Here is a 25,629-nt window from a genome sequence, read left to right as displayed (position 1 = left end):
ATGCCGCCTCAATCATCCCAGTAATTCACTTTCGGCGGCGGGTCGCCCTCCGGATCGAATAGGTGGTCGGGGTCGGTGTAGAGTCGCTGTTCGACCAACCGTTCCTGAATTCGTTCGATGCTGGTTTCCGCTTCCAGATCCTCGAGGCGCCGTTCGGCCCAACTGATCATCCGCTTGTAATCGTCCGGCAAGGAACCGTCTTGCGGTACAGTTGCTATTGTTGCTTTGAGGTCAGCGACCTCGCGTCGAGCCGCCGCGATGGAATGGAGAAAGGAAAGTCGATCGCTTTCCCTCTTTTGTCTGAGCGTGACCAGTTCTCTCCGATGAGCCATATGGGCTCGCCTATCGTCTTCTATTCGTTGTTTCTCTTGTCGCTCTCTTTCGACGATCAACGCGACGCGGAACCCCTCCACGATCTCGCTGATAGCTTCCTCGACCTTACGGTTGTCAGTATCGCTCCAATTTTTCCGAGATCCGTCACGACCGCCATATATCTCGAAGACCAGTCGCCCGATGTGAAGGTAATCGTAGGAACGCCATCCACTTTTCGTGGCGACCCGCTTTCGCGGCGCCGTTATAGAGAACCCAATCGTCGTGCCGTCTTTCGCAAATCGAAGCCGATTCCTGTCCGTCACAAGCTCAACGTCGTAGCCCTCCAGTTGGTAGGCCAGAGCGCTGACAAGGTTCACCACGCGGTTGATATCGGAAGGGGACACCTTGATGTAACTCAGGTCGACAAACCCGTCGCGATCGGGTTCAAGCCTTCTTAGCTCCGTGAGAAGAGGCTTGGCATCGGCATGAATGCCTGCGGGTGAGATCACCGGCGGGGCCGGCCGAACAGGCTCAAGTTCGGCAGGTAGGGCCGAAGGCCGCGACTTTTCTATTTCCTCGTCTTCTTGCTCAAGCTCGACTTTCGCCGCGGCTAACATCCCTGCGATGTATGCGCTTTGGGGGCTGATATACTTGGTTCCAATGTGCACGGTGTGGATGGCGGTATTCTGTACCGCGCGCAGAGGCGTCTTCTTCACCCGCTGCCCCGCTTCGATCTTTGCCCAGTAGCCACGACCGGGTACTGGCACCAAATGCCGCTCACAAGTCTTCGCCAACCCACGGTCGGAGAGCCCATATCTCTCGGCGAGCTGTTGCATCGGCGTCGACCACACGAGCTCGTGTAGTTCTTCGCGGGTAAGTACGCGCTTGATCTCTTCCATTGGCCACTTCATCCGAGCTTGATCTGGACGAAATTGCCGAGCTAGGTGGGCGGAGTCAACTGTCAGAGAAAATGCTGAAAGCCACCGATTATGGCTGCACCTACTCGCCGATTTGGTTTCGCTCGTAGCTGTCGACGTCTTCCCACTTTATACGCTTCAGTTTAGCGCCGACGCTGAAATATGGCAGTTGGCCCGATGCCATCATGTTGCGAATATGACGTTCTGAGCAGCACCATCGCTCGGCAAGTGACTTCGGTGTGAATAGCTTATGGCTTTCGGCCTCGTCGCTCATTTCTAGCCCTCAGTTTGACCAATTCAGCGTATGAGCCAACCGCGGGCGCGGCAATCGCTGCCGGCTTGGGCCTCGACGCCTCCAGAAGCAGGGCGACGTCATTGTCCGTCAAGATCATCCTGTTGCCGACGATGGAGCAGGCGCCGATTTCCCGCGCGAGCGCGCGAAGTTTCCGCGGCGACCAGCCGAAATGTGTGGCTATCTCTTCGGGGGTGTAATTCGCCGGCAGAGCCATGACTCATTCCTTACCAACCACGCGGACGCCCGGGCGACCGTGGTTCAGGAATTCGATCCCCTCTGCCTCGAGGACGCGTTGAACGACCTGAACGTTTGCTGCACGACCGGCGATCGGTCCGTTTCCCACACTCTCCATGTTCCGAATAGTGTTGACATTTAGGCCGGCCTTTTCGGCGAGCTCTTTCTGCTCAATTTCCGCCAGAATACGGGCGGCCTTTAGCTGGTTTCCAGTTGTCAGCATTCGGAAAATATCCCTTAAAACGATAAACATAGTTATAGCACCTAGTTTCCGATTGACAAACCTAGTTTTCATAACTAGGTTAATGGCGATAGTTAACGCTGACCCGCCACATACCGGGAGTTTGAAATGCCGAACCATGTAATTCCGGCAGCCGCCGAAGGCTTGCCAAATACCACCCGCCGCGCCCTTCTTTGGGGTCTCGCCGCCGCCTCGACGGCCGCAGTGGTCGCCGTCGCGCCTGATGCGCATGGCGCCGACGTCGTCAGAGCGCCTTACCTTGCCTGCGACCAGGCAGAAAACCCCGAACTGATCTCCGCATACGAAAAATTCTATGATGCATGCGCCGAGCTGAAAGAGGCGCAGGACGCGTTGGAGTGGTTGGCGGATGAGTGGCGCCATCAATGGCCGTTGGCACCCGAGGAACTTTTGTTGAACGCAAACGCACAAGACAACCGCCACAGCACAGCCGCCGAAAGAGACATTATCGGCCGCTTCCTGCTCAGAGACACGAGCACCGTGACGAAAAGGCTTTCACGCGAATTCAGGGAGAAGACCCGGCAGACATGCTTCACGCTGATCACCAGCGAAAAAGCGCGGGAACTGCTCGACCGATGGGAACGCCACGCGCCCAAAGGCCGCACGGAAAAATCACTGGCCCGCAACCTGGCCTTCAAAGAAGAGGCCATAAAGGAATGCACCCGCGACATTGCTCTTGCCGAACGGTATGAGGCGCAAACGGCGCGTCTTCGTACTATTTCTGGTGTGGATGCTGCGCAGGCGCGCGTGAGAGATGCTTCCACTCGCATGCGAAAGGCAGCCGACGAAGTCTCCCGGTGCGACGCTCGTACTATGGCGGGCTTGGGGATGAGGGCTGATGCCCTCACCGTAACAGCCAGTGACCTCATGAAACTCACGGAGTCTGACGGCACACCACTTGGTCAGCTCGCCCGGTTAGTGAAATCCGTGGCGGAAGTCGCTGGGAGGGCAGCCGTATGAGCAATATGGTCCAGAAACTGCGGCGCGAAACGCTGGAGGGATACATCGAAGAACTGATCGCCCTGCTGGATCTTCTCGATGGCGATCCGAACCTTGAGGACAACGGTGACAGCGAACCGTCGATCGGCAGCACGCCACAATGCAGCGGCACCGGATGTTTTTATGATCTGGAGCTCGACCTCTCCGATGACGAAGATGGCAATGACGAAGAAGACACATTGGGTTGGTCAAACCCGATGGGCCTGCGCGTCCACATCCCAGATGAAGCCAAAGAGCTCACCGAATCCAGTGGATAACTGTGGGGGGATATTCAGGGGGATCGAAAAACAAGCAATCCGCTTAGAGCGTTGTAATTGCTTGTCTTTCTAAAATGGAATGGTGCCCAGAAGAGGACTCGAACCTCCACACCCTTTCGGGTACCAGCACCTGAAGCTGGCGCGTCTACCAATTCCGCCATCTGGGCGACGGAGAGCGATGTAAGGGGGTGGCTCCTGACTGTCAACTGGGTTTTTGAAGTTTTTCTGACACTTGGCGAGAAAGCTGCCGATCACATGGGCGGGAGTGGCCCAAGGCGGGCATAGCGCTCCGGCTGGTCCGCCCTATATAGAGGAAATATCGAAAGGAATGCCTCATGCCCGCTCCTCGCACGCTATTGCTCGCCGGCCTTCTCGCCATTCTCACGCCTGCAGTCGCCGAGGCTGATTCGTTGAAGCTCGGCAAGCCGGGGGTCGGGCCGCTCAACACCGGATCGACGCTTTGCGATTTTCGCGGCTGCTTCGGTTTCGGGCCGCAGCAATGGCATCGTCCCGCCTATGTCCAGCCGAACTACCGGCCGCGCAGTGCGACGGGGCCGACTTATTACCAGCCGGGGGCCGCTGGCCGGCCGCAGCTGACTTATGATCCGCCGCCGGTGCGCCGAGTGCAGCCGAAGCCGCGCGACATGAACAGCCATGCCGCCTGGTGCAGCAACGAGTACCGCTCCTACAATCCGAGGACGGATCGTTTCCTCACTTATGAGGGCATCTACAAGACCTGCCGCTCGCCCTATCGCTGATCGTCGTGATCAGCTTTCGAGCGAGGCGCGGTCGACATGGCCGAGATCACGGCCGGGCTCGACAATGTCGCGGACCCGCTGTTTCAGCTCCTTCGGCCCGGGAAAGCCGCCGTCGCGCTTGCGCTCCCAGATCAGATCGCCATTGACGCGGATCTCGAAATTGCCGCCGGTGGCGGGGATCAGCGCCACCTCACCGAGGCTGTCGGAAAAGGTGTGCAGCAGTTCCTGCGCCATCCAGCTGGCGCGCAGCAGCCAGTTGCACTGGGTGCAGTAGAGGATCGTGACACGGGCTTTTTCGGTCATGGTGATGTCCTTTCGTTTGCTGAGATTTAAGCCCTGTGGCGCGTCCGCGCAATCGCTTCGCACAAGCGTCTTGCGCCTCGTCCTCCGGCATGGTCTCTTCCCCCTGTCGGCCATACCAGGAAGAGCCTATGCGCGTCGCTGTCATCGAAAACATGAGGAATTCCGGCCTTGGTGCACTTGCCGCGGCCCTCGACGAGGCAGGAGCAGAGATCGAGTGGTTCCGGGTGTGGCAGGACGGCATACTGCCGAAAGACATATCCGGCCATGACGCGCTGGTCGTTCTCGGCGGTGAGCAAAGCGCGCTGGATGACGAAACCCACCCCTATCTGCCGGAGCTCGTCCGGCTCACGCGCCGCTTTGGCGATGCCGGCAAGGCCGTGCTCGGCATCTGCCTCGGCAGCCAGATCCTCGCCCGCGCCTATGGCGCCGACAATCACTTGGGCGCCGCCTGCGAATTCGGCTGGCACGTGATCGGCGTCACCGGCGAGGGCCGGGTCGATCCGCTGCTATCGGCGCTTGGCGGCGAGTTCACCATCTTCGAATGGCATGCCGATACGTTCTCCCTGCCTGAGGGCGCCGTGCGTCTTGCCTCGAGCCCTGTTGCCGAGAACCAGGCCTTTCGTATCGGCCGCGCCGTTTATGGCACCCAGTTCCATTTCGAGGCCAATTCAGCGGTCGTCGAGCAATGGAAGGCCGAATTCCCCGATACGATCGCGCGCATTGCGCCGGGCTGGCTGGAGAACCATGCCGAACTGGCAGCAGCAAGACATGCCGTTGCCGCCGATGCCGCAGGCCTTGCCATCGCCCGCGCCTGGGTCAGCCTGATCGATCGGCAAGAGGTAGAAACGCTGTCGCAGGCCTCGGCGTGAGGGGTGAGGCGATGCCGGCGAGCGAACGCGAGAAGATGGCGGCAGGCGAATGGTATTGCTGCCTCGATGACGAGCTCGATGTCTTGCGCCGGCAGGCGCGTGCCGCGGTCCACGCGCATAACACGTTGCCGCCGGACGAGCGCGGCGCCGTCGCGCCGGCCCTGCGAGCGCTCTTTGCGCAGGCCACGCCCGATATCTTCATCGAAGCGCCGTTTCACTGCTCCTACGGCATCAATATCACTCTTGGCGAGCGCGTCTATTTCAATGCCGGCTGCACCATCCTCGATTCCGGCCGGGTGACCATCGGCGACCGCAGCATGTTCGGCCCCGGCGTGCAGATCTATTGCGCCGAGCATCACAAGGATCCGGCACTGCGCAGCACAGGCATCGAGATCGCCCGGCCGGTCGTCATCGGCAGTGACGTCTGGATCGGTGGCAGCGCCATCATCCTCGGCGGCGTCGTGATCGGCGACGGTGCGATCGTCGGCGCCGGCGCGGTGGTGACCGGGGATGTGCCGGCCGGCGCAACCATGGTCGGCAATCCGGCCCGCATCCGCTAGAGCAATTCCAGCAAAAGTGCGTAGCGGTTTTGCGTCCGGAATTGCGTGAAAACAAAGAGATAGAGCATTTCCGTGATTCGGAGAAAACGGAAACGCTCTAACGCCGGCAAGGCCGCCATTCCGCGATGACCTCGCACCTCGACAGCGAGGAAAGCTCCGCTAGATCAGAAGGCAAAAACGGGAGGACATCATGAGCGAGCGAACTTTACCCATGGAAGGCGGCTGCCGTTGCGGCCGGGTGCGGCTGAAGATCAGTGCCCCGCCGCTGCTCACCATGGCCTGCCATTGCACGGGGTGCCAGAGGATGACATCAAGCGCCTATTCGCTGAGTGCGGCCATCCCCAGCGAAGGCTTTGAGGTGACGCAAGGCGAGCCGGTCATCGGCGGCCTGCATGGCGTCACGAAGCACTATTTCTGCCCGCATTGCATGAGCTGGATGTTCACCCGGCCGGAAGCCATGGACTGGTTCGTCAATCTGCGCGCGACCATGCTCGACGACCCCAGCTGGTTCACGCCCTTCATCGAGACATGGACGAGCGAGAAACTGTCATTCGCCGAGACCGGGGCGATATATAGCTACGAAGCGCTGCCTGAGATGGACGCGTATGAGGGACTGGTGAAGGAGTATATGGCGCGAAGTTGATCTCAGACGCCCTGGAAGAGAAAGCGCTTGTATGATGCATGACCCGAAACGTGTCATTCCGGACAGTAATTGCGTAGACGATTCATGTTGTGCAGGCGCAGAGAGGTTCAGTCGAAGAAGCCCACATCCTCTTCTCTGAGATATCTCCTGGCCGCTTCGGCGTCGATATCGAGGCCCAGCCCCGGCGTTTCCAGTAGGTCCACCATGCTGTCCTTCACAATCTGCGGCGGCAAGCCGATTACCAGATCCTCCCACCAGGGGTCGGAGGCGCTCGGATATTCGAACGCGATGTAATTTGCCGGCAAGGTGGCGCAGACATTGATCAACGCGCCGAGGCCCAGCAGGCCGTTAGCGACCCCGTGCGGTGCCATCAGGATCGAGTGCATGTAGGCGTGCTCGGCGACCCATTTGAGCTCGGCAATGCCGCCAATATCGGCTGGATCGGGGCCGATGACGCGCACCGCCTGCGTCTCGATCAGTTCCTTGAAATTGTGCCGCAGGTAGATCTGCTCACCGGTGTGGATTGGCGTCGAGGTGGAGGTTGTCAGTTCCCGATAGGCCTGCGGATTGACCCATGGCACGTAGTCGCCAGTCAGCATGTCCTCGAGCCACATCAAATTGTACTTCTCGACCGCGCGAGCGAACTTGATCGCATCGGGCAGCATCCAGCCCGGGCCGCAGTCGAGCGCCAGGCTGACTTTGTCGCCCAGCACTTCCTTCATCGCGATCACGCAGTCGAGCATGTGATTGAAACCGCGCTCGCTGATTGCGCCCTGATCCATGGCGCCGTGATAGCCGGCCTTCTTCTGCGTCACGCCGTAGTGGAAGTCCTCGATGGTGTCCTTCATGTTGGAGTGGAAGGAGATTCCTTGCTTGACCATGAAGAAGTTCTGCGGCTGCTCCATCATCCATTTGACGTCAGCGGCGTAATCCTCCGGCCGGTCGCCCGTGCGTTTCTGGCGAATCGAGCCATTGTAGACGCGCACCTTGTCCCGCACCTTGCCGCCGAGCAGTTTATAGACGGGCACCCCCGCGGCCTTGCCGGCAATATCCCACAGCGCGTGCTCGATAGCGCTCACCGCCGCGCCGTACGGCTTGAAAGAGCCGCGTTGGCGGATCTTCAGCATCACTCTCTCGACGTCGGTCGGGTCCTCGCCGATCAGCGCTTCGCGGAAATGCAGTACAAAGGGTTTGAGGTAGGACTTGGTGAATTCGACTTCACCCAAGCCATAGAGGCCCTCGTCCGTAACGATGCGGACGATCGGGTGTTTGCCGATAACGGCGCAGCGCAGATCGGTGATCTTCATCTTCGTTCCTTTTCGCCTCAGCTCCAGGTGCGATCCCAGGAATATTCATCGTCCCAGTGATCCGTGGGCTGCCAGATGCCGGTGACACCCGGCTGCAGATGCTGCGAGATCACCTCGTCGACGACGTCGTCAATCCCCAGGCCCGGCTTGTCCGGAACAGTGATGAAGCCGTCCTTCACCAGCGGCTTGGGAAGGCCGGTGACGATATCGTCCCACCAGTCGACATCGGCGGAGTGGTATTCGAGCGCCATGAAATTTTCGGTCGCGGTCGCCACATGTGCGGCGGCCATTGCGGCGATTGGACTTTCTGCCATGTGGATAGCCATGGCGACACCATGGTCCTGGCCCATATCTCCGATCTTCTTGGTCTCGAGGATGCCCCCACTGGTGAGCAGGTCCGGGTGGATAATGGAGACGCCGCCGCTCTTGAGCAGAGGCTCGAAGCCCTCCTTGAGGTATATGTCCTCGCCGGTGCAGATCGGCACCGTGGTGGAGTCCTGCAATTGTCGGTATTGCTCGCTATATTGCCACGGGATCACGTCCTCGAGCCAGGCTGGCACGTATTTTTCAATGCGCCTGGCAAGGCGAATGCCGTTCTGCACTGAGATATGGCCGATATGGTCGATGGCGAGCGGCACATCCATGCCGATGACCTCACGAACCTCGGCAATGTATTGCTCAAGGAAGTCGAGGCCCTTGTCGGAAAAGTGCAGGCCGGTAAACGGGTGCGGGACGTTATGCAAATCGTATGCAGCGTTGCGGACGCGCCGCTCTTCAATGGTCTTCAGCGGGCCGCGGCCGGGATGGTCGCGGTACCCTTCAAGTGAGCCGGCAGGAGACACGACCGCACCGGGCACATCCGCAATCTGCATCAATCCCAAATCCATCTTGAGGAAAGTGAAGCCGAGCTCCATGCGCTGCTTGAGGCGCCTGCCGGTCTCGGTGCCGCTCGGCACGGTGGCATCAGTGTCACAGTAGACGCGCACTTTCTCCCGAAACCGGCCGCCGAGCATCTGGTAGATAGGGACGCCATAGGCCTTACCGGCAAGATCCCACAATGCGATTTCAACCGCCGATACGCCGCCGCCTTGCCGGCCGTGCCCGCCGAACTGCTTGATCCGGCGAAACAGTCGATCGATGTTGCAAGGATTCTCGCCAAGCAACCGGCTTTTCAGCAGCAGCGCGTAGGTGGCGCTGGCGCCGTCGCGCACCTCGCCAAGCCCGACGATGCCCTGGTTGGTGTAAATCTTGAGCAGCACCGAGGTGAACGGCGCGCCGACAATTTCGGCGACCCGCATGTCGGTAATGCGAAGGTCGGATGGCTTGGAATGCGTGTTCACCCGATTGAGCGCCTCGTCGGCTCCATCTGCCTCTGGCATGATTTATCCTCGTTCTGTCGGCGGGGTTCGTCGCCGCGCGCGGCTGCGGCGGCATAGAGCGTCGCTAATCCAGCTCTATCTCGTGGTTTTGAAGGTAGTCGCGGTTCATTTCGACGCCGAGACCAGGCTTGGGCGTAAGCTTAAGGCTGCCGTTCGAAACATCGAGTGGTCTGTCGATGAGGTGATCGTATTTGCCCAGGTTCCACTCCGACGTTTCAAGTTTGTAGAAATTAGGAACGGTCATCATCACCTGCGCTCCCGCAACCACGTTGATCGGCCCTGCGGCGTCATGCGGCGAGACCGGGATGTAGTAGGCTTCGCACAGGGCAGAAATCTTCTTGAGTTCGGTAATGCCGCCGGTCCAGGTGACATCAGGCATGATGTAGTCGGCGAGCTTGTTTTCGAGCACCGGCACGAAATCCCATTTCGTGTGGCCGCGCTCGCCCCAGGATATAGCGGCGCTGACCTTCTCACGGACCTGCTTGAGGGCGTTGAGGCTCTCGGGCGGACAGGGCTCCTCGAACCAGTCGATCTGACCGGCTTCCTCGAGGCTCCGACAGAGGCGAATGGCGGTGGGAACGTCGAACCGGCCATGCGCATCGATGAGGATATCGACATCAGAGCCCGCTGTTTCGCGGATCAGGGCGGTGAGTTCGGCGGCCTCACGCTCATCCTTGCGGGTCATGCTGCCATCGAGGTAACCATCCCGCTGCTCGCGAGCCTGTCCATCGGCGATGCGGCCCTGGTGGGGGAAAGGATCGAACTTGAGCGCAGTGTGGCCCGACTCGACGATGTCTCGAATTTCCCGGACCACAGCCTCCTTGCTGGTAAACTTGCGCTGGTCGGGATGGGTGTAGAGCGAAATTTCGTCGCGCACCGGTCCGCCCAAGAGCTCATAAATCGGCTTGCCAAGGACTTTGCCACGGATGTCCCAGAGGGCTATGTCAATGGCGCTCACGCATTCGACTGCGGCGCCGCGACTGCCCATGTAGGTGAAGCTGCGGAATATCTTGTGCCACAGATACTCGATACGCGCCGGGTCCTCGCCTGTCACAGCGGCACCGATCTGCCGCAGGATCGTGCAGAGGGCGCGATTGGCGAGCCTTGTCGTGGTGGTGATCTCTCCCCAGCCGCTCACCCCCTCGTCGGTCGTCACTTCGACGAACAGAAACTCTCCCCAATAAGAAGCATCGGATCTGATGAGCCACGGCCGAACGCTGGTGATTTTCATCTCAACTGCCTTTGCTGAAGTGATCGGGATAACGATATTCCTGGCCCTGTATTCTATCCTGCCCGAGCGGCGCTGCGCGCACGCATGTGTTCGAGGATGTGCCGGCCGGAGCCCTCGACGTGGCGTGCAATGAGTTCGGCTGCCTCGTTCGCATTTCCCGCTTTTACATGCGCGATGAGATCGCGATGCTCGCTAAGGATCGCGGCACGCCGGGCGAGCGTGAAGTTGAACCGCCGGCTCACGGCTCGAAGCACTTCGCGATGCTTCCACCAAAGCTCGGCGGCATGGCGGTTGTAGTGCTTTTGGTACATGACGGTGTGAAAGGCGGTGTCCAGCTCGCTGTGCCTCAACGTGTCGGCGAAGTCGTTCTCTTCAATCAGGCCTTGGATGCGTTCGAGTTCAGCAATGTCCTCGACGGTGGCCATATTCACGAACCATCGCGTCAGTGCCGGCTCGATCAAGACTCCGATCTCGTAGATGTCGCGAACAAAATCCTGATCTATGGGCCGCACGCGCGCTCCGCGGTTGGGAACTAAGGTGACAAAGCCCTCCCCGCGTAACAGTTGCAGAGCCTCGCGTACGGGGTTGGTCGAAGTGCCGTGGCGCCGGGCGAGATCGGTGACCACAAGCCGTTCGTTGGCAGCGAGCCGCCCTTCGATGATGTCTTCCCTGATCAGTTGATAAAGCGAGGCACCCTCGCTGGAAGCCCCGATAGCGTCGATTCCTTCGGGTGGCTGTGCTTTAAAATCGCTTGTTTCGGCCAAGGCTGTCCCCAATCAATACATACATTGCTCGGATATCACGCGATGTTTCGGTAAACAATGTACGATTTCGCTAGTTGACAGGCAATCTGTGATCTGAAAACGTACGATGAGGTCAAAGGGATACATTGGGTGGAAAGTCCCGCGACCGGGAGGAACGACCGCTCGCCTCGACGCAGAGCGGCATGGGAGAACCTGGAGGATACCCTATGACGAGGATTTCACTCGGCGGTGCCGTCCTGCGCGGCACTGTCTCCACTGCTTTGATGGTATCGCTGATGTCCGCGTCGGCGCTGGGTGCGCCGCCCGTCGACTTGAACCAGTGGTCGCCGGAATATGTGCGCTCCATTGCCGGCACACAGGATTTTGACACGGCGGGCGATTGCGCCAAGGTCACCCCGCTCGACTACAAGGGGCGACTGACTTTCTGGTATCAGGGCGTGTTCGAGGGCGACCCCGACCTCCTGCGCCAGTACTACAAGGAGTTCTTCGAGACCTTCCGCAAAACCTATCCAAACATCCAGCTTGAGGAACAAGCCCTCACCTATAACGACCTTCTGGACAAGTTCCGGACTGCGCTCCTGGGCAATGCAGCGCCCATGGCGGTCCGCCTGCAAATCCTGGGCGGCACCGAGTTCGCCTCAAAGGGCTATCTGCAGCCGCTCAAACCAGAGGATATAGGGTATTCGACCGAGGACTTCTGGCCTGGCGCAATGAAGGCCGTGACCTGGGAGGGGGTGACCTACGGGCTTCCAACCAACAATGAAACGATGGCGTTCATCTGGAACGCCGACGTCTTCAAGCGCGCAGGTCTCGATCCGGACAAGGCTCCGGCAACCTGGGACGACGTCGTCAAGTATTCCAAGCAGATCCACGACAAGCTCGGCATTGCCGGTTACGGCCTCGTGGCTCGCAAGAATGCCGGCAACACGCCGTACCGCTTCATGCCGCAGCTGTGGGCCTATGGCGGCGGCGTCTTCGACGAAGCCACCGCGAACCCGAGCTATAAGCAGGTCGAGCTCAATAGCCCGCAGAGCAAGGCGGCGCTGCAAGCCTCGTACGATATGTATGTTCGCGACAAGTCGGTTCCGGTTTCGGCACTCACCAACCAGCAGGCAGATAACCAGCCTCTCTTCCTCGCTGGCCAGCTCGGCATGATGGTCTCGCACCCCTCCGACTACAATGTCATGCTCGACCTGCAGAAGAAGGCGACAGGCCCCGACAAGGACAAGGCGCAGACCGTCATCGACAACATGCGCTACGGTCTGATTCCGACTGGCCCCGACGGCAAGCGTGCCGTCGTGTTTGGCGGCTCGAACATTCACATCCTGAAACCCGAATATGTCGAGGGCGGCAAGGTAGACGAGCCGGCTGCAAAGGCTATCATCTGCATGTGGACGAGCCCCGAATGGTCGCTGAAGATGGCCTATGCCGGCTCGAACCCGGGAAACCTTAACGGCTTCAAGACCAAATGGATGAAGGAGCGTCTGGACAACATCAAGTTCCTTGATGTCACGACCTCCATGCTGCCATACGGCATCCCGTTCCCGGCGCTGCCGCAGTCCCCCGAGATCATGAATATCATCGTCCCGGACATGCTGCAGAATGCCCTGACCGGAGCCATGACCGTCGACCAGGCAGCGGACGACGCGGCCAAGAAGGTCAAAGACCTGATGGACGGTGGGCTCTAGTCCAAGTCCGACGATCTGACCGGCTGCGCATCGATCGCAGCCGGTTTCGTTCCCAAGGATGAGGGCTCTGCACAGTGACGATCTTGACTGCGAAGGCCGAGGTTCCCCGACGACTGCAACCTCGTAGGTCCGGAGTGCTACGAAAGATCTGGGAGCATCGCGCTGACTACGCGTACGTGCTTCCTGCGATCGCCGTCATGCTCATCGTCATAGCCTATCCTATCTATTACACGATCGAGCTGTCGTTCTTCAATACACCGCCCGGCCTGCAGCTTCGGGACAAGATTTTCGTAGGTTTCGACAACTACACTTCCATCCTCAAAAGCCCGGTGTTCTGGACGGTTACCTCGAACACTCTTATCTGGACATTGGGATCGACCATCATCGCGTTTGTCCTGGGGTTCGGTTGCGCCCTCGCACTTCATCGTGACTTTGTCGGCCGCGGCGTCCTGCGCGCCATCCTGATCATTCCCTGGGTTATCAGCGCGGTTGCCGCGTCCTATATCTGGAAGTGGATCTACCATTCGGACTTTGGGATCATTGGCGCGGTGCTGGTCGGCCTCGGATTGGCGGACCGGCCGCCGAATTTCATCGACAGCGTCAGCACAGTGCTGCCGTCGCTGATCGTCGTGAATATCTGGCGAGAGTTTCCGTTTGCCATGATCATGATGATGGCTGGCCTGCAGACGGTTCCCGACCAGTTGCTGCGCGCCGCAAAAGTCGACGGTGCCAATGCATGGCAGCGGTTCTGGCACGTCACCTTCCCGCACTTGAGAAACGTCTCGACGGTGACGATCCTTCTCTTGGCAGTGGCCAACTTCAATTCTTTCATCATCCCTTGGATCATGACCGGCGGCGGGCCGTCGAACGCATCGCATATCTGGATCACCCACATTTATGAGCTCGCCTTCGGCCGCCAGCGCTGGGGTGTGGCATCGGCCTATTCGGTGCTGCTGTTTCTGATCCTGATGTCGCTCGGCTACTTCTACGTCCGTGCGCTAAGCGGCAACGAGCGGAAGGATGGGAGCGCATGAGCACGATTGCCGAGGCTGCTTCTCGAGGCCAGGCCCGTCGCCGTATGCGCATCGACGGATGGCGATGGGGCGGACGCATCTTTCTCGCGTTCATGCTGCTTTACACCGCGTTGCCGATGATCTGGATGCTGATCACCTCGATCAAGTCCGGCTTCGCGGCCTTGCAATTCCCGCCGCAATGGTGGCCTGACCAACCCACCCTTGGCAGCTACCAGAAGCTGCTTGATCCGCAAAACAGCGTCGGCCAGGACTTCCTTCGTTTCTTCTGGAACAGCCTTTTCGTCTCCACGGCCACGACCATCCTTTCGGTGATCGTGGCGGTTCCTGCGGCCTACGCGTTTTCGCGTTTCACCTTCCCGGGCCGGAACTTTCTGTTCTTCGCCGTCTTGCTTCGCAATATGTTCCCGGCGGTGATCTTTCTCGTGCCGCTCTTCATCCTGATGCGGGCGATCGGGCTGGTGAACACGCATGGGTCGCTCGTTCTCACCTACCTCACATTCGGCCTGCCGCTGGCGATCTGGCTCCTCAAGGGCTTCTACGACAACATCCCGGTGCAGCTCGAGCAGGCGGCGCGCATCGACGGTGCGACGCGGTTCCAGGCCTTTCTCCTGATCGTGATGCCGCTCTCGGCGCCAGGAATCATCGCCACGGCGATCTACTCCTTCATCGGCGCGTGGAACGAGTACATCTACGCCTACACATTCCTCTCCAAGAACGAGCAGTTGACACTGCCGGTCGGCATCCAGCGCTTCTTCTCCGAAAATACGACGGACTTTCCCGGCCTTATGGCGGCCAGCTTTATGATGAGCGTGCCCGTCGTGGTCCTGTTCCTCGTCCTGCAACGATACTTCGTACGCGCCCTTACGGAAGGCGCAGTTAAACACTAGGGAGTTGCCGGTGGCCCACGTGGTCCTCAAAGATCTTGTCAAGACCTATGGCAGCTTCAAAGCTGTCAACGATGTTTCGCTGACGGTCAATGACGGCGAATTCGTTGCGCTCGTCGGCCCTTCAGGCTGCGGCAAAACAACCACGCTCAATCTTGTAGCGGGGCTGATCCCCATCACATCGGGCGACATCGTCATCGGGGACCGGGTGGTCAACGACCTCGACCCCAAGGACCGGGACATCGCAATGGTGTTCCAGAACTACGCGCTCTATCCGCAAAAATCGGTCTATAAAAATCTGGCGTTCCCGCTGCAGATGCGCAAACTGCCAAGGGACGAGATCGACAAGAAGGTCAAGGAAGCAGCGCGCGTGCTCGACATGACGCAGCTACTCGAGCGCAAGCCGCGCGAACTTTCGGGCGGTCAACAGCAGCGCGTCGCCCTGGGCCGTGCCCTCGTTCGCGACCCGGCGGTATTCCTGATGGATGAACCACTGTCCAACCTCGACGCAAAGCTGCGCGTGCAGATGCGGTCGGAAATCAAGCGTTTCCACCAGGACCTCAAGGCGACGATCATCTACGTGACGCACGACCAGCTCGAAGCCGTGACCATGGCCGACAGGATGGCGGTGATGAACGGCGGCTACCTGCAGCAATATGATTCACCGGCGCAGGTCTTTGCCCATCCGGTGAACATGTTCGTTGCCAGCTTCGTCGGCAGCCCGGCGATGAGCCTGGTTCCGCTGGAGGCATCAACGGCAAGCGGCAATACTGTTTTGACCAGCGCGGAGGGCTGGCGCCTCGAGCTCTCGCCAGAAAACGCCCAGAAGGTCGCGAGGGCAACCACCAAGAAAGTCGTGCTCGGCGCACGTCACTCGGCGATCAAGCTGCACAAGAGTGCGGTGCCAGGAAGCATTCCTGCCAAGGCCTATACGGTGGAGCCGACCGGAGACGTCACCTTCGTACAGGCGTTCCTGTCTGGCGCCATCGTCAACGTCAGCGTGCCGCCGACCATTGCCGTCGCACCGGACGAAAAGATTTGGCTCGAGTTCGACCAGGAGCGGATGCACCTGTTCGACGGCGAAACAGAAATGGCCCTCATGGCCAACTGACACAAAGCCGATGCGTCTGGAACGAGGGTGTGGATGACTACGAAGCTTAAAATCACCGCTATCAAGCCCTATCCAGTATGGGTAGGAACACGCAACCAGATGCTGGTCAAGGTCGAGACCGACAACGGCATCTTCGGATGGGGCGAGAGCGGTTTGAGCGGTCGCGAGAAGGCCGTGGCCGGCGCGATCGAGCACTATCGCGAGTTTCTCATCGGCCGCGACCCGATGCAGATTGGTCGGATCTGGCAAGAAGCCTATCGCAGCCAATACTTCGAAGGCGGGCGCGTTCTGCAGGCGGCGATTTCCGCCATCGACATTGCCCTTCATGACATCAAGGGCAAGGCACTGGGGGTGCCGGCCTACGACCTGCTGGGCGGCAAGCAGCGCGACCGCATTCCTACCTTCGCCTCGACCGGTGACGAAGCCGAAGGCGATGTTGCCATCGAACGAGCCCGCGAACTACGCGCACAGGGGTGGCAGGCGATCCGCTTCTTTCCCATCGGGCAAAACAGCAAGGACATCTTTGAGCCGCGCGAATCGATCGGCGCTTCCGCAAGCATGCTGAATAAGGCGCGTGAGGCGCTGGGCGACGAGGTCGTCCTCGGCATCGACTATCACCATCGGCTGTCGGTGGCAGAGGCGGCGAGCTTCTGCAACAAGCTCGGCCGTGGCGTGCTTGATTTCCTCGAGGAGCCGATACGAGATGAGACGCCTGAAGCCTACGAATCCCTGCGCACGATGACCGACATCCCCTTTGCCATCGGCGAGGAATTTGCCAGCAAGTGGCAATTCCTGCCCTACGTCGAGCGTGGTATCCACCAGTTCAACCGGCTCGACGTTTGCAATGTCGGCGGGCTCACCGAAGCGACGAAGGTCGCCGGTTGGAGCGAGGCGCACTATGTGGACCTGATGCCCCACAATCCCCTTGGCCCGGTCTGCACGGCCGCGACCATCCATCTCGCCGCCGCGGTACCGAATTTCGCCTGGCTCGAGACCAGGGCACCCGAAGCAAAGCTCGGCTTCGATAATTCCGACTTCTTCCCCGTGCAGCCACGGCTCGACGGCCCCGACTATCCGGTCAGCGATCTGCCGGGGCTCGGCGTCGAGGTCAACGAAGAGGCGGTCAAGGCGGAGAGCTTTCGTTTCTGGGAAGCGCCTCACCTGAAGCGCCGCGACGGTTCTGTTACGAACTGGTAGTTTCATCCACCGGAGCCTCAAATGACGCATACTCCCGACATTACGCGACCGCCCAAAGACCTGATCGACGCGCTGAAGGAAATCGGCGCCGCGACGGTTTCCGGCACGCTTGGCCACATGGGCTTCCGCAATCCGCACATGGTCGGTCCCGTGGCGCAGAACCGCGGGAAGTCGATCGTCGGGCCGGCGCTGACGCTCCAGTTCATGCCGCAGCGGCCGGACCTCTTCACCGAGGGAGAATATGCCGATCCGGAGACGCAGTTGCACCGGCACGTGCTCTATCACGCGCAGGAGGGCGATGTGGTCGTGGTCGACGCGCGCGGCGACATGAGCTCGGGCGTCTTCGGCGATATGATGTCGACCTATTTCAAAGGCAGAGGCGGCGCTGGCATCGTAATCGACGGATGCATGCGTGATCGGCCCAATGTCGAGAAGCTGGATCTCCCCCTATGGCTACGTGGCTGGACTCCCAACTACCATGTGCAGACCAGCATTTATCCCAATGCCGTCAACGTTCCGATTGCCTGCGGCGGTGTCACGGTAATCCCCGGCGACATCATCGTCGCCGACGATGACGGGGTGGTGGTGCTTCCAGTCGCAATGGCCTCGAAGGTAATCGAAGAGTCGCAAAAGCATCACGATTGGGAGGAGTTCTCGCGAGTGAAGCTTATGGAGGGCGGGTCGTTACAGCGCTACTATCCGCTGCATGACGATGCCCGCGGAGAGTACGAAGAGTGGCGCAAAACAAACCGCCTCCGTTGAGAAGTATTATTCGTCGCCCATCTTCAACGCCGCGATGAAGGCTTCCTGCGGGATCTCCACCTTGCCGAACTGGCGCATGCGCTTCTTGCCGGCCTTCTGCTTGTCAAGCAGCTTGCGCTTGCGGGTGGCGTCGCCGCCGTAGCATTTCGCGGTCACGTCCTTGCGCAGCGCCGAGATCGTCTCGCGGGCAATGACGTTGCCGCCGATCGCCGCCTGGATCGGGATCTTGAACATGTGCTTCGGGATCAGCTCCTTGAGCTTCTCGCACATGTCGCGGCCGCGCTTTTCGGCCGCCGTCCGGTGCACCATCATCGACAGCGCGTCGACCGGTTCGCCGTTGACGAGGATCGACATCTTCACGAGGTTGCCCTCGCGGTGGTCGGTCAGCATATAGTCGAAGGAGGCATAACCCTTCGAGATCGACTTCAGCCGGTCGTAGAAATCGAAGACGACTTCGTTGAGTGGAAGGTCGTAGGTCAGCATTGCGCGCGTGCCGACATAGGTAAGCTCGATCTGGATGCCGCGCCGGTCCTGGCAGAGCTTCAGGATGCCGCCGAGATAATCGTCGGGCGTCAGGATCGTCGCGCGGATCCACGGCTCGTGGATTTCGGAGATCTTGACGACATCGGGCATGTCGGCCGGATTGTGCAGCTCGCGCTCCGTGCCGTCGGTCATGTACATCTTGTAGACGACCGAGGGTGCTGTGGCGATGAGGTCGAGGTCGAACTCGCGCTCGAGCCGTTCCTGGATGATTTCGAGATGCAGCAGGCCGAGGAAGCCGCAGCGGAAACCGAAGCCGAGGGCGGCCGACGATTCCATTTCGAAGGAGAAGGAGGCGTCGTTGAGGCGAAGCTTGCCCATTGCGGCGCGCAGATCCTCGAAATCGGCGGCATCGACCGGGAAGAGACCGCAGAACACCACCGGCTGCGCCGGCTTGAAGCCCGGCAGCGCCTGGGCCGTCGGCCGCTTGTCCTCGGTGATCGTATCGCCGACGCGGGTATCGGCCACTTCCTTGATCGAGGCGGTGATGAAACCGATCTCGCCGGGGCCGAGGCTGTCGACAGTGACCATCTTCGGCGTCAGCACGCCGACGCGCTCCACCTGGTATTTCGCATCGGTGCCCATCATCCGCACCGTCTGGCCCTTTGTCAGCACACCGTCGATGATGCGCACGAGAACCATGACCCCCAGATAGGTGTCGTACCAGCTGTCGACGAGCAGCGCCTTCAGCGGCGCCTTGTCGCCGCCCGGGCTCTTCGGCGCCGGCAGCTTGTGGACGATCGCTTCCAGCACATCGGGAATGCCGAGGCCGGTCTTGGCCGAAATCAGCACCGCCTCCGAGGCGTCGATGCCGATCACTTCCTCGATCTGTTCCTTGATGCGGTCGGGTTCGGCGGCCGGCAGGTCGATCTTGTTGAGGACGGTGACGATCTCGTGGTTGTTGTCGATCGCCTGGTAGACGTTGGCGAGCGTCTGCGCTTCGACGCCCTGGCTGGCGTCGACGACGAGCAGCGAACCTTCGCAGGCCGACAGCGACCGCGAGACTTCATAGGCGAAGTCGACATGGCCGGGCGTGTCGATCAGGTTGAGAATGTATTTCTCGCCATTGTTCGCCTGGTAATGCAGGCGCACGGTCTGGGCCTTGATGGTGATGCCGCGCTCGCGCTCGATATCCATATTGTCGAGCACCTGCTCGGACATTTCGCGCTCGGCAAGGCCGCCCGTCGTCTGGATCAGGCGGTCGGCCAGCGTCGATTTGCCGTGGTCGATATGGGCCACGATCGAAAAGTTGCGGATATGGGACAGCGGAGTGGTGGAATTGGTGCTCATGCGCGCCATATAGCAGCGCCGCCCCCTGCCGCAAAGCGGTAATTATCCCACTGTTTACGCTATTTCGTCCTGTGTCGGGTGCGTATCAGACCGGCCACGTCTCCAGCCGCCAGGCCGAATCCCAGAACATCCATTCATATTGCGAGGCGCGCACGAAGACATCGGTCATTTGCGCCCGCTCCACCGGCGATGCGGCGCGGGCGGCGATGTCGGTCAGTGCGATCACCTCGCGGGCACCGGCGGCAAATTGCGGGTCGCCATAGGTGTTGATCCAGGCCTGGAAGGCATTGCCCTCGATAACAGGCCGGTTCTTGATCGCTTCGCCGACGTGCCAGTAGATCCAGAAGCAGGGAAGGATGGAGGACAGCGCCACCGCGTAGGAGCTGTGATAGGCGGTGGCAAGCAGGAAGTTCGTATAGGCAAAGCCGGCAGGCGAGGGCTCGGCTGATGTGACATCCGCGGAGGTGATGCCGAACTGGGTGAGGAAGCCGGCATGCAAGCCCTGCTCGACAGTGATCGCCTTCTGCGCCGAACCGAGGAAGCGCAGGACCTGCGCATTGTCGGGCGCTTTGGCCGCAACGATCGCAAGGCATCGCGCATAATGCTTCAGGTAGAGCGCATCCTGCAGGATGTAATGCCGGAAAACCTCAGGCGGCAGCGTGCCGTCCGAAAGGCGCTGCAGCAATGGCAACGCCTCGATCTCGGCCATGATGGGCGCGATCCTGTCCCAGGCGGCAGCCGTGAAACTCCCTGTCAGTTCCGTGCTCTGTGTACTGGCGTCCATCGCTCTCTCCTCGGATTACGCCGCCATATATGGACGGCGCAGCGGCGAAAGCAAGGCGCGTTTGGCCGCTTTTTGTAGTCACTTGATTCCATCATCAGATATTGTATTTCTCTTATAGTGGAATCCTTGGACTGGAAAATTGGACTGGAAAATGGAACTGGAACTCGAACAGGCGATCGGCATCCGCATCCGCACGCTGCGGCAGGAAAAGGCTCTGACGCTCGATGATCTGGCTGGGGCCTCCGGCGTCAGCCGGGCGATGATCTCGCGCATCGAACGGGCGGAGGCGAGCCCGACCGCCTCGCTCCTGGCAAGGATCTGCGCCGCGCTCGGCCTGTCGCTGTCGGCCTTCTTTGCGGAAGAGGGGCAGGCCTCGCCGCTCGCCCGTCGGCAGGAACAGCAGGTCTGGCGCGATCCGGAGACCGGTTATCTCAGACGCTCTGTTTCACCCCCGGGCACGGCTTCCGATGTCGATATCGTCGAGGTCGAATTCCCCCCTGGCGCCCGCGTCAGCTTCCCCCCGCATGCGGGCGCCCATAGCATGACGCAGCATATCTGGCTGTTCGACGGCGAGCTGGAGATGACGGCGGCTGAGACTGTCTACCGGCTGCGCCCGGGCGATTGCCTCTTCATGCCGGTCGGCGAGGGTCACGTCTTCCACAATCCGGGCCACGCGCCGGCGCGTTACTGCGTCGTGCTCGATCGCGGCGGCCGATAACACCATTCATTTCAGGAGAACAGCATGCCCGCTATTCGTACCCTTTCCGCCGAGGAGGCCCGCGCCGCCATTCCGGCTCTTTCGGAGGTGCTTGCCGATTGCGTCGCGGGCGGCGCCTCCGTCGGCTTCATGCAGCCCTATGGGCATGAAGATGCCGAGCCCTATTGGCGCGATGTCGCCGATGCCGTTGCCACCGGCGGCAATCTGCTGCTGGTCGCTGAACTCGACGGCAGGATCGTCGGCACGGTGCAGGTGGGGGCCGCGCAGATGCCGAACCAGCCGCATCGCGGCGATTTGAAGAAGCTGCTGGTACACCGCTCCGCCCGCGGCAAGGGGCTCGCCCGGCTGCTGATGGATGCCGCCGAGCGCGAGGCGGCAAGCCACGGCAAGACCCTGCTCGTGCTCGACACGGCAACCGGCAGCGATGCCGAGGCGATCTATCCGCGCCTGGGCTGGCAGCGCGTCGGCGTCATTCCGGATTATGCGCTGTGGCCGGAAGGTGGCTTCTGCGCCACCACCCTGTTCTACAAGCGGCTTACCTGATTGCACCAGGCCCGCTCACGCCTGCCTGGCGAAGACCGGAAACGCGCCGCCAAGCGTCGCGCCCGCCGTCCAATGTGCGGCATTCCAGCCGAATTGCCGTGCCGCTTCGATATTCGCCGCCATATCGTCGATGAAGGCGATCTCGCCGGGCAGCACGCCGGCCCGCTCGGTCGCCAGCCGGAAGAAATCCGGGGAAGGCTTGCTGTGTCCGAGTGCTGCGGAATAGATGATGTCGTCGAAATGCGCGCTAAGGCCGATCTGCTCCATCAGGTAGCGTGCCCGCCTATGCTCCTGGTTGGTCGCCAGCAAGAGAGTGATGCCGCTTTGCCTGAGAGCAGCGAGTTCTTCGAGCAGATTGCGGTCGAGGCGGGAATCGTTTTCGAACCAGTAGTCGATCAGTGTTTCGGCGCCGAGGTGGGGCGCGATCTTTGCGAGAACGCCGGCGAGCCGCGGTTCCAGCGCCTCGCGGCCGATGATGATATCGCGCCAGTAGGTCTGGAAGAATTCCTGCTGCAGCAGATCGTGGCGCAGCCCGAGATCGCGCTCCAGATAGGCGAAGTGCGGCAACCCGTCGGTCGGACGACCATGAATGAGCACACCGTCGACATCGACCATCAGCACTTTCATGCGGGAAATTTCCTCCTTCTCAAAACACCGGCGAAGGTGGCGTCATTATTCCAGACGATCAAGGGCACGCACCGCTTTTTTGTCAGGGCAGAGCCGTGTAAATCTCCATTGTCAATCAAGGGCAGGAACTGAAATGCGCGTCATCTATTCCGAAGATCACAAGCTGCGTGATGCCAGGACCGAGCTGCATGCCGGCCAGCTGGTGACGCCTTTCGAGGCGCCGTTTCGCGTCGAATGGATCCTGGCGGCGGTCAAGGAGGCGGGCTTTACCGACGTGGTGGCGCCCGATGCGCACGGGTTGGAAACGGCGCTAAGAGTGCATGATCCCGCCTATCTGGATTTTCTTGCCACCGTGTGGGACCGCTGGGTGGCGGCCGGTTTCACCGGCGAGGCGATCGCCAATTCCTTCGCCGTTCGCCGCACCAGCAAGCGCGTGCCCGACAATATCGTCGGCGCGATCGGCCACTATGCCAATGCCGCCGACACCTCGATCACCAAGGGCTCCTACGAGGCGGCGATCGCCTCCATGCGCTGCGCGATCACGGGCGCCGACTGGCTGAATGCCGGCAATCCTTTCGCCTTCGCGCTCTGCCGCCCGCCCGGCCATCATGCCGGCATCGATCTCTTCGGCGGCTATTGCTTCATCAACAATTCGGGCGTCGCCGCGCAGCGGCTGCTCGACCATGGTGCCAGGAAAGTCGCGGTGCTGGATGTCGATTTCCATCATGGCAACGGCACGCAGGACCTCTTCTATCACAGAGGCGATGTCTTCACCGCATCGCTGCATGGCGATCCCATGCATGCCTTTCCCTATTTCCTCGGCCATGCCGACGAGGAAGGCGAGGGGGAGGGCACAGGCGCCAACCGCAACTATCCGATGCTCCCGGGCACGCCCTGGGATATTTGGTCTTCGGCCCTTGCCGATGCACTGGCCCGCATCAAGACCTTCGGCGCCGAGGCGATCGTCGTGGCGCTCGGCGTCGATACCTTCGAGCGCGATCCGATCTCCTTCTTCAGCCTCACCTCCGACGATTTCACCCGCATGGGCGCGATGATATCAGCCGCCGGCCTGCCGGTGCTCGCTTGCATGGAGGGCGGCTACGGCGTGCCGGAGATCGGCCTCAACGTCGCCAATGTCCTCAAGGGTCTGGAAGTCTGATCCCTGCCGATGACCGACGAGACCGCTCCATCCGACATTCCGACATCACGCATGCTGAGCTGGGCGCGCAACTCCACCGTCTATCGCCTCGAGCGGCGGATGATGACGGAAAAGCAGCTCTTTGAGGCCATCTCCCGTAAGGCCAAGGAGAAATTCGATGGTATCAGTGCGGCGCAACTCAAGGCCATCGCCGATTTCGCGGTCAAATTTGCCTATGACAACAAGGTGCTCGACGATCACGCCTATGCGGAGATCAGCACGCGCTCTGCCGTGCGCGGCGGTAAATCGAAGCGGGCGATCGCCCAGAAGCTTGTTGCCAAGGGCGTCTCCAGCGACAAGGTCGAGGCGGCACTTGAGGAGGCTGACGATCTCTATGCCGCAGCGATTTTTGCCCGCAAACGCGCCTTCGGTCCCTTCCGCCGGGTCGAGCTCGACGAAAAACGGAAGGCGAAAGAGCTTTCGGCCTTCGCTCGTAACGGCTTTAGTTTCGACATCGGCAGGAAGGTCTTCGACATGAGCTTCGAAGATGCCGAAGAGGTCATCCTCGCGGGCCGTCTCTGATATTGCATCAAGGGTTTTGCGGTCCGGTTTGCGCTAATGGCTGCCCCTCACCCTAATCTTAGCGGGGTCGAGCCACTCGCCTCGACCCGTCCTTTGTACCCCGTAAACGGGGAGAGGGGACGTGCCCTGCGAGCGGTAGAGGTACGGAGAGGGCGCGGCATAAGCGCTCTTGATCCCGGCATGAAAAGTTTGAATTTGGCTCTCCCCCGTCTTCGGCTTAGAACCGCGCCGGGATCGGGGGCCACATGGACATCAAGAATATCGAGAGTGGGACGGACGGCGCGGCCTTGATTGCGCAGCCGGGCGTATCGCCGACTTCGGGCGGCTTGGCGGCCGGTATCGCCATGTGCCTGATGTCGATGTCTTCGATCCAGTTCGGGGCGGCACTGTCTTCGTCAGCCATTGCGACCTATGGCGTTGCCGGCGCTACCTGGCTGCGGCTTGCTTTCGCGGCGATCATCCTTGCCGCCGTCGTCAGGCCTTCGGTGCTGCGTTATAGCGGCGCCCAATGGCGGGCGACGTTGCTGCTCGGCACGACGACGGCTGCCATGACGCTGTGCTTCTTCGCGGCGATTCAGCGGCTGCCGCTCGGCCTGGCGATCGCCATCGATTTCCTCGGGCCGCTCTCGGTCGCCGTCTTTGGCTATGGCCTGAGCTGGCGACTTACCTGGCCGTTGATCGCTGCAGCCGGCATTCTCTTTCTCGCCCATGACGGCGAAGGCTGGGTCGGCAATCTCTCAGGCGTCCTCTTCGCTCTCGGCTCGGCTGTGGGATGGGCGGTCTATATCCTGCTAACGAAGAAGGTCGGCGCTGCCTTCAAGGGGCTGGAAGGTCTCGCCATGTCGCTGCTCGTCGCCGGCCTCGTCGCAACCCCCTTCGGTCTGGCGGAGACGGCGGGCGCCTTCACGCTGAAGGGACTGGTCGAGGTTCTCGGCCTCGCCATCCTCGTGCCGCTCCTGCCCTATGCGCTGGAAATGGTGGCGCTGCGGCGCATGCCGGCGGCATCCTTCGGCATCCTTATGAGCCTCGAACCGGCGCTCGGCGCGCTCGCCGGTTTTCTGATCCTCGCCCAGCCGATGACCGCGCTGCAGATGCTGGGTACGGCGCTCGTCGTGGCAGCCAGTGCCGGCGCCACCGCCTCGGCGGAAAAGGCCTGAGATCAGGCGGGTTCGCGCGCGGGATCGTCGAGCGCCGGATTGTAGAACAGCGACAGTGTCAAGCTTTTGGCGATCCGCTCCGCCGTTGCCATGAACCAGGCCTTAGCCTCCGGTGACGGGGCGATATCGTCGAGCGTTGCGGCAAACAGCGACAGCCATTTCGGAAAGAGATCCGGCGTCAGGTTCTGGACGCCCGTATGCGCCTGCACCGGCTTGCCGCCATAGGCGCCGCTGCGGAAGGCGACGGCCGACCAGAAGTTTTTCATCTTCGCCATATGCTCCGGCCAGCGGCCGGACAGCCTGGCGTCGAACACCGGGCCGAGATCGGGATGCGTTAGCACGCGTGCGTAAAAGGTCTCGACCAGCCTGTCGATGAAGGCCGCGTCGACGCCCATCGCCTGCATCTCGGCCTCCGCCCTTTCGCGGATCGCCGCGACATGGGCGGGGCGGCCCTGAATGTCATTGTCCATTCCAAATCCCCGGCGCC

General features: G+C 60.8%; 28 protein-coding genes and 1 tRNA gene. 17 read left to right on the top strand and 12 right to left on the bottom strand.

Translation table 11 applies throughout. The annotated features are described in order from the left end of the window. Positions 1 to 8: 8 nt before the first annotated feature. Together G9X68_RS08210 and G9X68_RS08205 are read right to left on the bottom strand one after the other, a co-directional pair. Positions 9 to 1,211 carry a hypothetical protein gene (locus G9X68_RS08210; RefSeq protein WP_171601956.1) on the bottom strand — a complete coding sequence of 401 codons (1,203 nt, stop codon included), beginning with the start codon at positions 1,209 to 1,211 and terminating at the stop codon, positions 9 to 11. 530 nt (positions 1,212 to 1,741) lie between these two features. Beyond that, positions 1,742 to 1,981 (bottom strand): helix-turn-helix domain-containing protein, encoded by a 240-nt coding sequence (locus tag G9X68_RS08205; protein WP_129421640.1) that lies wholly within the window; start codon positions 1,979 to 1,981, stop codon positions 1,742 to 1,744. Between the two features lie 126 nt (positions 1,982 to 2,107). Here G9X68_RS08205 and G9X68_RS08200 point away from each other — a divergent pair, with 126 nt between their 5' ends. Further along, positions 2,108 to 2,977 carry a hypothetical protein gene (locus tag G9X68_RS08200; RefSeq protein ID WP_171601955.1) on the top strand — a complete coding sequence of 290 codons (870 nt, stop codon included), beginning with the start codon at positions 2,108 to 2,110 and terminating at the stop codon, positions 2,975 to 2,977. Further along, complete coding sequence (locus G9X68_RS08195; RefSeq protein WP_206679631.1) at positions 2,974 to 3,273, top strand: hypothetical protein; 300 nt, start codon at positions 2,974 to 2,976, stop codon at positions 3,271 to 3,273. Before G9X68_RS08200 ends, G9X68_RS08195 begins: the two co-directional genes overlap by 4 nt. Before the next feature lie 80 nt (positions 3,274 to 3,353). Here G9X68_RS08195 and G9X68_RS08190 read toward each other — a convergent pair. Continuing rightward, positions 3,354 to 3,440 (bottom strand) — tRNA-Leu (locus G9X68_RS08190). A 168-nt stretch (positions 3,441 to 3,608) separates the two neighbouring features. On the opposite strand from G9X68_RS08190, the gene G9X68_RS08185 reads away from it, so the two are divergent. Further along, positions 3,609 to 4,031, top strand: coding sequence for a BA14K family protein (locus tag G9X68_RS08185; RefSeq protein ID WP_171601954.1), 423 nt, complete (start codon positions 3,609 to 3,611; stop codon positions 4,029 to 4,031). Positions 4,032 to 4,040: 9 nt separating this feature from the next. Here the strand turns inward: G9X68_RS08185 and G9X68_RS08180 are convergent, their stop codons facing one another. After that, positions 4,041 to 4,334, bottom strand: coding sequence for an Rdx family protein (locus G9X68_RS08180; protein WP_003544579.1), 294 nt, complete (start codon positions 4,332 to 4,334; stop codon positions 4,041 to 4,043). An 89-nt stretch (positions 4,335 to 4,423) separates the two neighbouring features. Between G9X68_RS08180 and G9X68_RS08175 the strand changes: the two genes are divergently transcribed. The 3 genes from G9X68_RS08175 to G9X68_RS08165 all read left to right on the top strand — a co-directional run bounded on the left by G9X68_RS08175 (position 4,424) and on the right by G9X68_RS08165 (position 6,406). Next, positions 4,424 to 5,203, top strand: coding sequence for a type 1 glutamine amidotransferase (locus tag G9X68_RS08175; RefSeq protein ID WP_171601953.1), 780 nt, complete (start codon positions 4,424 to 4,426; stop codon positions 5,201 to 5,203). Between the two features lie 11 nt (positions 5,204 to 5,214). Further along, on the top strand, positions 5,215 to 5,763 hold the full coding sequence (locus G9X68_RS08170) for a sugar O-acetyltransferase (protein ID WP_171601952.1): 549 nt from the start codon (positions 5,215 to 5,217) through the stop codon (positions 5,761 to 5,763). A gap of 190 nt (positions 5,764 to 5,953) precedes the next feature. Next, positions 5,954 to 6,406: a GFA family protein gene (locus G9X68_RS08165; RefSeq protein WP_171601951.1), complete on the top strand. Its 453-nt coding sequence runs from the start codon at positions 5,954 to 5,956 to the stop codon at positions 6,404 to 6,406. A gap of 107 nt (positions 6,407 to 6,513) precedes the next feature. Here G9X68_RS08165 and G9X68_RS08160 read toward each other — a convergent pair whose 3' ends face one another. The 4 genes from G9X68_RS08160 to G9X68_RS08145 all read right to left on the bottom strand — a co-directional run bounded on the left by G9X68_RS08160 (position 6,514) and on the right by G9X68_RS08145 (position 11,087). Then, positions 6,514 to 7,713, bottom strand: a complete 1,200-nt coding sequence (locus G9X68_RS08160; protein WP_171601950.1) for a mandelate racemase/muconate lactonizing enzyme family protein — start codon at positions 7,711 to 7,713, stop codon at positions 6,514 to 6,516. A gap of 17 nt (positions 7,714 to 7,730) precedes the next feature. Beyond that, entirely contained in the window at positions 7,731 to 9,092 is a 1,362-nt protein-coding gene (locus tag G9X68_RS08155; protein ID WP_171601949.1) for a mandelate racemase/muconate lactonizing enzyme family protein, read from the bottom strand. A 64-nt stretch (positions 9,093 to 9,156) separates the two neighbouring features. Then, positions 9,157 to 10,323 carry a mandelate racemase/muconate lactonizing enzyme family protein gene (locus tag G9X68_RS08150; protein WP_171601948.1) on the bottom strand — a complete coding sequence of 389 codons (1,167 nt, stop codon included), beginning with the start codon at positions 10,321 to 10,323 and terminating at the stop codon, positions 9,157 to 9,159. Between the two features lie 53 nt (positions 10,324 to 10,376). Next, a complete protein-coding gene (locus tag G9X68_RS08145; RefSeq protein WP_171601947.1) occupies positions 10,377 to 11,087 on the bottom strand; it encodes a GntR family transcriptional regulator in 711 nt (236 codons plus the stop codon). 206 nt (positions 11,088 to 11,293) lie between these two features. Here G9X68_RS08145 and G9X68_RS08140 point away from each other — a divergent pair, with 206 nt between their 5' ends. From G9X68_RS08140 to G9X68_RS08115, 6 genes are all read left to right on the top strand, one after another. Then, positions 11,294 to 12,775: an ABC transporter substrate-binding protein gene (locus tag G9X68_RS08140; RefSeq protein ID WP_171601946.1), complete on the top strand. Its 1,482-nt coding sequence runs from the start codon at positions 11,294 to 11,296 to the stop codon at positions 12,773 to 12,775. 74 nt (positions 12,776 to 12,849) lie between these two features. Then, positions 12,850 to 13,809 (top strand): carbohydrate ABC transporter permease, encoded by a 960-nt coding sequence (locus G9X68_RS08135; protein WP_171601945.1) that lies wholly within the window; start codon positions 12,850 to 12,852, stop codon positions 13,807 to 13,809. After that, complete coding sequence (locus G9X68_RS08130) at positions 13,806 to 14,696, top strand: carbohydrate ABC transporter permease (RefSeq protein WP_171601944.1); 891 nt, start codon at positions 13,806 to 13,808, stop codon at positions 14,694 to 14,696. The genes G9X68_RS08135 and G9X68_RS08130 overlap by 4 nt, the downstream gene beginning before the upstream one ends. Before the next feature lie 10 nt (positions 14,697 to 14,706). Further along, the gene (locus tag G9X68_RS08125) at positions 14,707 to 15,804 is read left to right on the top strand and encodes an ABC transporter ATP-binding protein (RefSeq protein ID WP_171601943.1); all 1,098 of its coding nucleotides are present in this window, start codon (positions 14,707 to 14,709) and stop codon (positions 15,802 to 15,804) included. A 33-nt stretch (positions 15,805 to 15,837) separates the two neighbouring features. Continuing rightward, positions 15,838 to 17,001 carry a mandelate racemase/muconate lactonizing enzyme family protein gene (locus tag G9X68_RS08120; RefSeq protein WP_171601942.1) on the top strand — a complete coding sequence of 388 codons (1,164 nt, stop codon included), beginning with the start codon at positions 15,838 to 15,840 and terminating at the stop codon, positions 16,999 to 17,001. Positions 17,002 to 17,022: 21 nt separating this feature from the next. Then, on the top strand, positions 17,023 to 17,763 hold the full coding sequence (locus tag G9X68_RS08115; RefSeq protein ID WP_171601941.1) for a ribonuclease activity regulator RraA: 741 nt from the start codon (positions 17,023 to 17,025) through the stop codon (positions 17,761 to 17,763). 6 nt (positions 17,764 to 17,769) lie between these two features. Here G9X68_RS08115 and lepA read toward each other — a convergent pair whose 3' ends face one another. Next, a complete protein-coding gene (lepA, locus tag G9X68_RS08110) occupies positions 17,770 to 19,602 on the bottom strand; it encodes a translation elongation factor 4 (RefSeq protein ID WP_171601940.1) in 1,833 nt (610 codons plus the stop codon). A 76-nt stretch (positions 19,603 to 19,678) separates the two neighbouring features. Then, positions 19,679 to 20,377, bottom strand: a complete 699-nt coding sequence (gene tenA / locus G9X68_RS08105; RefSeq protein WP_130662657.1) for a thiaminase II — start codon at positions 20,375 to 20,377, stop codon at positions 19,679 to 19,681. Positions 20,378 to 20,528: 151 nt separating this feature from the next. On the opposite strand from tenA, the gene G9X68_RS08100 reads away from it, so the two are divergent. Together G9X68_RS08100 and G9X68_RS08095 are read left to right on the top strand one after the other, a co-directional pair. Beyond that, entirely contained in the window at positions 20,529 to 21,095 is a 567-nt protein-coding gene (locus G9X68_RS08100; RefSeq protein ID WP_171601939.1) for a helix-turn-helix domain-containing protein, read from the top strand. Between the two features lie 24 nt (positions 21,096 to 21,119). After that, entirely contained in the window at positions 21,120 to 21,638 is a 519-nt protein-coding gene (locus G9X68_RS08095; protein WP_171601938.1) for a GNAT family N-acetyltransferase, read from the top strand. Between the two features lie 15 nt (positions 21,639 to 21,653). Here the strand turns inward: G9X68_RS08095 and G9X68_RS08090 are convergent, their stop codons facing one another. Beyond that, positions 21,654 to 22,265, bottom strand: coding sequence for an HAD-IA family hydrolase (locus tag G9X68_RS08090; protein WP_171601937.1), 612 nt, complete (start codon positions 22,263 to 22,265; stop codon positions 21,654 to 21,656). Between the two features lie 133 nt (positions 22,266 to 22,398). Between G9X68_RS08090 and G9X68_RS08085 the strand changes: the two genes are divergently transcribed. From G9X68_RS08085 to G9X68_RS08075, 3 genes are all read left to right on the top strand, one after another. Next, positions 22,399 to 23,424, top strand: a complete 1,026-nt coding sequence (locus G9X68_RS08085; protein ID WP_171601936.1) for a histone deacetylase family protein — start codon at positions 22,399 to 22,401, stop codon at positions 23,422 to 23,424. A gap of 9 nt (positions 23,425 to 23,433) precedes the next feature. Then, on the top strand, positions 23,434 to 23,985 hold the full coding sequence (gene recX, locus G9X68_RS08080) for a recombination regulator RecX (RefSeq protein WP_168308060.1): 552 nt from the start codon (positions 23,434 to 23,436) through the stop codon (positions 23,983 to 23,985). Between the two features lie 245 nt (positions 23,986 to 24,230). Further along, complete coding sequence (locus tag G9X68_RS08075; protein ID WP_171601935.1) at positions 24,231 to 25,142, top strand: EamA family transporter; 912 nt, start codon at positions 24,231 to 24,233, stop codon at positions 25,140 to 25,142. 2 nt (positions 25,143 to 25,144) lie between these two features. On the opposite strand, the gene G9X68_RS08070 is transcribed toward G9X68_RS08075, so the two are convergent. Further along, the gene (locus G9X68_RS08070) at positions 25,145 to 25,612 is read right to left on the bottom strand and encodes a group III truncated hemoglobin (protein ID WP_168308058.1); all 468 of its coding nucleotides are present in this window, start codon (positions 25,610 to 25,612) and stop codon (positions 25,145 to 25,147) included. Between the last annotated feature and the right edge of the window lie 17 nt (positions 25,613 to 25,629).

Source organism: Rhizobium changzhiense (genome assembly GCF_013087625.1).
Taxonomy (GTDB): domain Bacteria; phylum Pseudomonadota; class Alphaproteobacteria; order Rhizobiales; family Rhizobiaceae; genus Rhizobium; species Rhizobium sophorae.
Note: the sequence above shows the minus strand (reverse complement) of the source record. Positions and strands in the feature narration are given on the sequence as shown.